Genomic DNA, 2598 nt, shown 5'->3' on the forward strand with positions numbered 1-2598 from the left:
CCCCGCGAGGGCGCGGGCCCGCCGCCGTGTGCGTCGGCCCGCGCTACGCCGCCCGCGCCCGCGGCACCGGCTCCCCGGGCCGCAGCCCCGTGCCCGTGCCCAGGTCGCGCAGGATGGCGGCCGAGGCCCGGTGGCCGGAGTGCAGGGCGCCCTGCACCGTGCCGGTGTCGCGGTGGTCGCCGCAGACGTACAACCCGGCCAGCAGCCGCACGGAACGCCGGGGGGCGTGCGGCGGCCGTACCACCGGCACCGCCTCGGTCGTGCGGTGCACCGCCAGGGTCTCCCAGGCCCGCGTCGACACCCCGTACAGCCGCGCCAGGTGGTCCCGGGCGGCTCCGTCGACGTCCTCGGGCGGTGGGCCCAGCAGGGTGGAGGAGATCAGCGCGCGGCCGGCCGGCGCACGGGTCGGGTCGATGTGGCTGACCACCGCCGTGTGCGCCACCGGCCCGCCGCGCTCGGCGTCCAGGAGCAGGAGGGCGCCCGTGTCCGGCGCCTCGGTGGTGGTGTGGTGGACCACCGTGACCTGGTGGAAGTCGGGGACGCGCAGCCCGGGCAGCAGCTCCGCGGCGCTTCGCGCGTCGGTGGCCAGCAGCACCGCCCGGCAGGCGAACTCGCCGTGCTCGGCCGTCGTCACCGAGGTCGTGCTGACGGAGGTGACCCGCACCCCGGTGTGCACCGTGCCCGGCGGCAGGGCGCGCGCCAGCAGCTCCGGGAGCACCTCCGCGCCCCCCTCCGGCACGCACAGCCGCCCGGTCGCCCAGGCGCGCAGCGCCAGGTCGGCGCACCGGCTCGACCCGGCCAGCTCCGGGTCGCAGAGCAGCGCGGCCAGCAGCGGGCGCAGAAAACCGTCCACGGCGGACGCGGGCACGCCGCGCGCCGACAGGGCCTCGGCGGCCGGCATCCCGGCACGGGCCAGCAGCCGGTCCACGGGGGTGGCGGCGATCCCGGCGAGCGCCGAGGCGAGACGGGCGCGGTCGCCCGCACCCCCGAGCGGCCCGGACACGGCGGGCCTCCGCCCTCCCGGACGCGGACGGATCCGGCCCAGGCGCTCCCGGCGGGCCCGCAGGCCGGTCATCCGGATCGCGGCCACCGCCCCGGCGCGCGTCCTCGCCGGAGCCGACGGCCGGCTGGGCTGCGCGGGGAAGACGGGCGGAGCGGGGGGCGCGACCGTGGCGAGTGCGCCGTCCGGACCCGGGGCCGCTGCGGAAACGTTCCAGCGGCTCCGGTCCAGGGCCGCCGACCCGCCGTACGCGCTCTCGTGCTCCCCTTCGTGCGCCTCGCACGCCTCCCGTGCGCCCCCCAGGGCTCCTTCCGGTCCGCCGGCGAGGTGACGGCGGCCCGCGCTGTGCACGAGGGCCCCCGGGGCGAAGGGGCGCAGCACCAGGTCGTCCAGACCGGGGGTGGTGCGCAGTTCGGGATACGAGGTGAACAACAACTGACCGATCCGGTCCAGCCGGAAGCCGTCGACCTTCTCCGTCGACATCCTGCCGCCCACGAACGGGGCGGCCTCCAGGACTGCGGTGCTGACGCCTGCCGCGGTCAGCCGCAGAGCCGCCGCGAGTCCGGCGACTCCGGCTCCCACGACGACGACATCCGCCTTCTGTACGGGCTGAAGCACGTGCCCCTCCTCGAGGTTGCGCGGCCGCTGGAGACGTGATGCCCCCAACTTCCTCCCGGAATACCCGAGTTCGGTCCCAATCGAGGTTAGGTCCAGCCGTTCTCGAGTGCGCTGTGCGCACGCACCGGGCACGGTGGCACGACGGTGCACGCCCCCGTGTGCCCCCGCACTCCGTCCCGGCCGGGCCCTCAGTCCTCCAGCGCCGCCCGTACCGCCGACTCCACGTCGGGGCAGGAGAAGGTGAACCCGGACTCGCGCAGGCGCGCCGGAAGCACCCGCGCGCTGCCCAGCACGTCCTGGCTCATCCCGCCCAGCACCGTCCGCAGCACCGGGGCGGGCACCGCGAACACCGCCGGCCGCCGCGCACCTTCGCCATCGCGGCGGTCACCTCCCGGTTGGTCGCCGGGACCGGGGCCGTGACGTTGAACGGGCCCTCGAGACCGGGAGTGAGCAGCAGGTGCCGCAGGGCGTCGATCTCGTCCCGCAGCGCCACGAACGACCAGTACTGCCGACCGTCCCCGAGCCGTCCGCCGAGTCCCGCCCGGAACAGGGGGAACAGCCGCCCCCAGGCACCGCCCTGCCGGGCCACCACCAGTCCGGTGCGGGCCAGCACCGTCCGCACGCCCACCGCGCGGGCCGGGTCGGCGGCCGCCTCCCACTCCACGGTCAGCTCCGGCAGGAAACCCCGTCCGTGCGGGGCGCTCTCGTCCACGGCGCGGTCGCCGGTCTCGCCGTAGTAGCCGATCGCGCTGCCGTTGAGGAACACCTCCGGCGGCCTGTCCATGGCGGCGATCGCCCCCGCCAGCGCCCTCGTGCCCAGCACCCGGCTGTCGCGGATCTCCCGCTTGTACGCCTCCGTCCAGCGCCGGTCGCCGACGCCCGCGCCCGCCAGGTTCACCACCGCGTCGCAGCCGGTGAGCGCGGCGGGGTCGAGCCTGCCGGAGTGGGGGTCCCAGCGGATCTCGTCCCCGCCCCGCGGC

At 77.3% G+C, this 2598-nt stretch carries 1 protein-coding gene and 1 pseudogene; both read right to left on the reverse strand.

Features of this window, described 5'->3' with window-relative positions; genetic code table 11:
* Nucleotides 1-43: 43 nt before the first annotated feature.
* Entirely contained in the window at nt 44-1618 is a 1575-nt protein-coding gene (locus tag ACOV8S_RS10920) for an FAD-dependent oxidoreductase (RefSeq protein WP_448317594.1), read from the reverse strand.
* A 188-nt stretch (nt 1619-1806) separates the two neighbouring features.
* Nucleotides 1807-2598, reverse strand: a pseudogene (locus ACOV8S_RS10925) (TIGR01777 family oxidoreductase); the annotation flags it as partial.

Source organism: Streptomyces sp. CO7, from assembly GCF_053474865.1.